4 protein-coding genes are annotated in these 5,356 nt (G+C 68.9%); all 4 read right to left on the reverse strand.

The genetic code is table 11. The features are described from left to right. Positions 1–125 precede the first annotated feature (125 nt). The 4 genes from V7050_RS17795 to V7050_RS17810 all read right to left on the reverse strand — a co-directional run bounded on the left by V7050_RS17795 (position 126) and on the right by V7050_RS17810 (position 5,225). Positions 126–1,271: a YbaY family lipoprotein gene (locus V7050_RS17795; RefSeq protein WP_324375774.1), complete on the reverse strand. Its 1,146-nt coding sequence runs from the start codon at positions 1,269–1,271 to the stop codon at positions 126–128. A gap of 145 nt (positions 1,272–1,416) precedes the next feature. Continuing rightward, positions 1,417–2,157 (reverse strand): YebC/PmpR family DNA-binding transcriptional regulator, encoded by a 741-nt coding sequence (locus tag V7050_RS17800; RefSeq protein ID WP_324375776.1) that lies wholly within the window; start codon positions 2,155–2,157, stop codon positions 1,417–1,419. Positions 2,158–2,299: 142 nt separating this feature from the next. Then, the gene (locus tag V7050_RS17805; RefSeq protein WP_324370477.1) at positions 2,300–4,066 is read right to left on the reverse strand and encodes an SLC13 family permease; all 1,767 of its coding nucleotides are present in this window, start codon (positions 4,064–4,066) and stop codon (positions 2,300–2,302) included. Positions 4,067–4,409: 343 nt separating this feature from the next. Continuing rightward, the gene (locus V7050_RS17810) at positions 4,410–5,225 is read right to left on the reverse strand and encodes a TIGR00282 family metallophosphoesterase (protein WP_324375778.1); all 816 of its coding nucleotides are present in this window, start codon (positions 5,223–5,225) and stop codon (positions 4,410–4,412) included. Positions 5,226–5,356: the final 131 nt, after the last annotated feature.

The following is a 5,356-nucleotide window of genomic DNA, read 5'->3' on the forward strand; positions in this document are numbered from 1 at the left end:
CCGGCCGAGTGAATCACGGTTCGACGAAAACTGACAGGTAAATGCGGGTGCCCAGGTGATGGAAGGCATCGCCGCCATCCACCGGCGGCACCCGATCCCGCTCTGAACCCGCTCTGGACCCGGTCTCAGCCGGGCTGGCCCACCGCGAAGGTGGCGATGATCGCGCCGCCCGCGTCGAGCAGTTCCAGCCTTTCCCCGACGATCCGCCATGTCGTCGTCTGCGCGAGCACGTCGGTCAGCGCCGCTTCCCACTCGGCCAGCGGCGGCGGGCAGGCCATGCGCGTCGAGGCGGCCTCGCCGAAGCTCAGCCCGGCGCCGTCGAGATCGAAGCCGCCGACCAGCTGGTTGCAGCCGACGGATGCCGCGAATCGGGCGCCATCGGACATTCCGAGGCGAAGCTGCGGCCGGCGCGGCCCCTCCGCGCCCGACAGATCGAAGCCGTGCAGCGTCAGGATTCTCCAGTCGGTATCGATGAGGGGCAGGCTGCCCATCTTTCCCTCGCAGGCTTCTCCCGGCCAGACGCCGACGAAGCGCGAGACATGAACCACGCTCTCGACACCGCCCTCCGCCGTCGGCCGCTCGATGATCCGGCCTTCGAAACTGGCCATCAGCTCGCCATCCGGCTCGGCCCCCGCCGCGAGATAGGCGTGTTCGAGCGCGGAATACTCGCCCTCCACGGCGATGGGGAGCGTCCTTCCGGTGCGGCAATCCACGAAATGCGCATCGTCGGCCATGTAGGTGATCAGGCCGCGAAGCTGCGTCGTCGCCGTCTGCGGCACGTCCGCTTTGGGCGCTGGGGCGGGCGCGCGGGCGCGCGGCCTCTGGCCGGTTTCGGCGACCCGCAGGAGGCTCTCGCCGGATGCCCCGCCGGCACGATCGCCAACCCTGACCAGAAGGACGGCGACGGAGCTGCCCGCACCCCGCGTCAGCACCGCATAATGCGTCTCCGTCGTGAAGCGCAGCCGCCCGTCGACCCGGATCGAAGCCCGGACGGCGTATTCATGCCGAGTGTCGATGACCGATCTGTCGAAAGGAATGCGAAAGTGGTAAGGAGGATTGCCGGGATTCCTGGTCTCGACCCGGCCGATCTCGATGGAAGGGGCGTCCGCGCGGCTCACATCCTCAAGAACCGCCTCGAAGACGGCCTGCGGGGGCATGGCGATGCGTTCGCGGTAGGTTGCGACACCTTCGACCATCCCGTCTTCGCTCGCGAGCGCGGGTGCCGCGGCCAGCAGGAAGGCGGCCGCCAGCCTGAATTGTTGCCCGATCATTCCTCAACCTTGCCCTGGTCTTTGCGGCAATCTGCCAGCTATCGCCGTTGTGGCCAATCCCCGATGGGTCGGTCGCGCGTCACAATTGCTTGCCTTCTCCGGGAAGAAAGGCGCGCGGGGAATTTGACCGCTGGTAGCGGCGATGTCAGAGCTGCGCCATCACCTCGTCCGAAACTTCCATGTTCGCCGTCACCGACTGGACGTCGTCGTCGTCCTCGAGCGCCTCGATGAGCTTCATCAGGCTCTGCGCCGCCGCGAGATCGAGCTCGGTCGTCGTCTGCGGCCGCCAGACCAGCCGGGTGCTCTCGGCCTCTCCGAGTGCGGCCTCGAGCGCGGCGGAGACGTCGTTCAGGTCGGTGTCGGCACACCAGACCACGAAGCCGTCCTCGCCGCTCTCCACATCCTCGGCCCCGGCCTCGAGGGCCGCCATCATGACGTCATCCTCGGACCCGGCCTCGTTTGGATAGGTGATCTGGCCCTTGCGGTCGAAGAGGAAGGCCACCGATCCGGTCTCGCCGAGATTGCCGCCGCGCTTGGTGAAGGTCGAGCGGACGTTCGAGGCGGTACGGTTGCGGTTGTCGGTCATCGCCTCGACGATGATCGCCACGCCGTTCGGGCCGTAGCCCTCGTAGCGGATCTCCTCGTAGGTCTCGGCATCCCCGCCGGTCGCCTTCTTGATGGCGCGGTCGATGTTGTCCTTGGGCATGGAATTGGCCTTCGCCTCCTTCACCGCCAGGCGCAGCCGCGGGTTCTTGTCCGGATCGGGATCGCCCATCTTGGCCGCGACGGTGATCTCCTTGGAGAGCCGCGAGAACAGCTTGGAACGCGCCGCATCCTGGCGGCCCTTGCGATGCTGGATATTGGCCCATTTCGAATGCCCGGCCATGGCGCGCTCCGTTCGTGTCTAGGGAGGGGTCGGGGCTGTATAGGCGAGGCCCGCGCCGAGGTTCAAGTGCACAGAACCGCGAGGGATAACGCCTCCTCCGGCCTTCTCCGGGCACGGCCCGTCCGCCGCGCGATCGGGCCCGTCAAGGATGGAGCGGCCAGAACAGCGGGATCAGCAGGCAGGTCGAGATGCCGAAGATCACGTTCATCGGGATGCCGATGCGCATGAAGTCGGTGAAGCGGTAGCCGCCGGGCCCGTAGACCAGCGTATTGGTCTGGTAGCCGATCGGGGTGGCGAAGCTCGCCGAGGCACCCACCATCACCGCGACCACCAGCGGGCGCGGATCGAGGCCGAGGCTCTGGCCGAGCGCGATGGCGATCGGGGTCATCACCACCGCGACCGCGTTGTTGGTGACGACCTCGGTCAGGACGGTCGTGAGCGCATAGACGCAGGCCAGGGTGATCCAGGGCGACAGGCCGCGCAGGGACGGGGCGATGGCGTCCACGATCAGCTGCACCGCTCCCGACCGGTCGAGCGCGATGCCGATGGCCAGCATGGCGAAGATCAGCGCCATCAGCCGGGCGTCGATATAGGAGAAGGCCTCCTCGGCGTCGAGGATGCCGGTGAGGAGCACGACCACGACGCCCAGCAGCGCCAGAACATGGATCGGCGCGACGTTCATCGCCGAGAGCCCGACCACCGCGGCGAGGACGGCGACCATCAGGGGCGCCCGATCGCGGCGGTAGGGGCGCTCGGTCGGCTCGGCGATATCGACCAGCTCCACGTCCGTGGCCAGGCGCCGGATGTCCTCCTGGGCGCCTTCGAGCAGGAGCGTGTCGCCGACGCGCACCACGACCTCGTCGAGCTGCCGGCCGATGTTCTGGTTGCGCCGGTGGACCGCCAGCGGATAGACGCCGTAGCGCCGCCGGAGCCGGAGCGAGCCCAGCGACCGGCCCACCAGCTTGCAATCGGGCGAGATCAGCGCCTCGACGGTCGTGGTGCGCTTCGAGCCGACCCGGTCGACCAGCGTCACCTGGTTGGAATCCTTCAGGCCGAGCAATTCGTTCATCTCGGTGCGCAGCACCACCCGGTCGCCCTCCTGCAGGGCCACGTCCGGGAACTGGCGCCGCAGGCTCTCCTCGCCGCGCAGCACGTCGATCACCCGCATGCCGTCGCGGCGGAACGTCGGCACCTCCATCACCTTCGCGGCGATCAGCGGCGAGCCCTCCGGAACGACCACCTCGGTGAAGAACTTCATCCGCTTCCGGGTGCCGAGCAGATCCACCATGGAATCGCGGTTGGGCAGCAGCGCGGGGACCGCGATCCGCAGGTAGATCACCCCGATCACCGCGAGGCAGACGGCCAGGGGCGTGATCTCGAAGAGCGTGAAGGGCGCGAGGCCCGCCGAGCGCGCGACGCCGTCGACGAGCAGGTTGGTCGAGGTCCCGATCAGCGTGCAGACCCCGCCCATGATCGCGAGATAGGAAAGCGGGATCAGGAGCTTCGAGGGCGCCTGCCCCATGGTCTGCGCCAGCTGCACCGCGACCGGGATCAGCACCACCACGATCGGCGTGTTGTTCATGAAGGCCGAGGCGAAGATCACCATGCCCGCGAAGCTCACGACCACGAGCGCGGGATGGAGCGCGCCGTGCCGGGTGATCAGGCGCGAGATATTGGCGAGCACGCCGGTGCGCACCAGCCCGCCCGAGAGGATGAACATCGCCGCGATCGTCCAGGGCGCGGGGTTGGAGAAGGCGACGAGCACCTCGTCGACCGGCAGCACCCCGCCGGTCAGCAGGACCGCCGCGCCGGCCATCGCCGTGACTTCGGGCGGAAAGACCTCGCGGACGAAGAAGACGAACATCACCGCGATCACCGCAAGCGTGAAGACCGCCGGGACATGCGGCATCGAAAGGAGTGCAGACAATCAGGAGCCTCGCGCCTTTCCTGCGCCGGGACGCGCACCGGCCCGTCCGCCGGTCCACCCCAGCGCCGAACCGGGCGACACCATGGCCCAAGCGGGCGGCACCCTCAAGCCTTGTTCGCGACAGGCCGCGGCAGCGCCTCTTGGGGCCGCTTGCGGTGGCCGACCGTCGGGATTTCGGGGGCAGCCCGGGAGCGTCCCCATGGGGACAGATGGCAAATATTTGAAATTATTGTGAAATGATGTAAACGATCGGTAAACGCGGCTGCGGACGACCCATTCCGCCGACCGGCGCGATGGGTGGCCCGGCGGATACCGCCCAGGCGGATCAGTCCGGCGAGGCCTCCGTCAGCCGGCCGCCGAGTCGGATCGGGACGGCGCGGCGGGCGCGGCCGGTGGCATCCTCGGTCTCGACGAAGACGCCCGAGAGCGTCGCCGTTCCGGTCGCGGGGGTCATGCGGCCCTTCGCCATGCCGGTCACGAAGCGCGTGATCGGCTCGAGCTTCTCCATGCCGATCACGCTGTCGTAGTCCCCGCACATGCCTGCATCGCTCTGATAGGCCGCGCCCCTCTCGAGGATCTGCGTGTCGGCGGTGGGCACATGGGTATGGGTTCCGACCACGAGGCTCGCGCGCCCGTCGCACCAATGGCCCATCGCCATCTTCTCCGAGGTCGCCTCGGCATGGACGTCGACGAGCACCGCCTGGGCCGCGCCGCCGAGTGCTGCGGGCTTGAGCGCCGCGTCGATCGCCGAGAACGGGTCGTCGAAGGGCCGCTTCATGAAGACCTGCCCCAGGACCTGCGCCACGAAGACGCGGCGGCCGCCCGGCGCGGCGAAGAAGCGCGCGCCCTTGCCCGGCGCGGCCTTGGCGAAGTTCAGCGGCCGCAGCACCCGCGGCTCCTGCTCGACGAAGGCCAGCATGTCGCGATGGTCGAAGGCATGATCGCCGAGCGTCAGGCAATCCGCCCCGGCCTCGAGCAGGAGCTTCGCATGCGCGCCGGTCAGGCCCATGCCGCCCGAGGCGTTCTCGGCATTGACCACCACGAAATCGAGCCGCCATTCGCTGCGCAGCCGGGCGAGATGCTGCACGATGGCCGCCCGGCCGGAGCGGCCCACGACGTCGCCGAGAAAGAGAATCCGCATCGCGCGGGGCCTAGCCCGCAAACGCCGCGACCGCAAGCGCCGGGCGCAGGCGCGTTCCGGTCGAGCGGCGTGCGGTCCGGGTGTCCCCAGCCCGATCGACCCGTGGCGATCGGGCCGCGCCGGCCCTGCCG

Source organism: Amaricoccus sp., assembly GCF_036846665.1.
Taxonomy (GTDB): domain Bacteria; phylum Pseudomonadota; class Alphaproteobacteria; order Rhodobacterales; family Rhodobacteraceae; genus Amaricoccus.

Coding starts and splice junctions, on each gene's coding strand:
- V7050_RS17795 (WP_324375774.1), bottom strand. CDS start 1,271: ATGATCGGGCAACAATTCAGGCTGGCGGCCGCCTTCCTGCTGGCCGCG.
- V7050_RS17800 (WP_324375776.1), bottom strand. CDS start 2,157: ATGGCCGGGCATTCGAAATGGGCCAATATCCAGCATCGCAAGGGCCGC.
- V7050_RS17805 (WP_324370477.1), bottom strand. CDS start 4,066: ATGCCGCATGTCCCGGCGGTCTTCACGCTTGCGGTGATCGCGGTGATG.
- V7050_RS17810 (WP_324375778.1), bottom strand. CDS start 5,225: ATGCGGATTCTCTTTCTCGGCGACGTCGTGGGCCGCTCCGGCCGGGCG.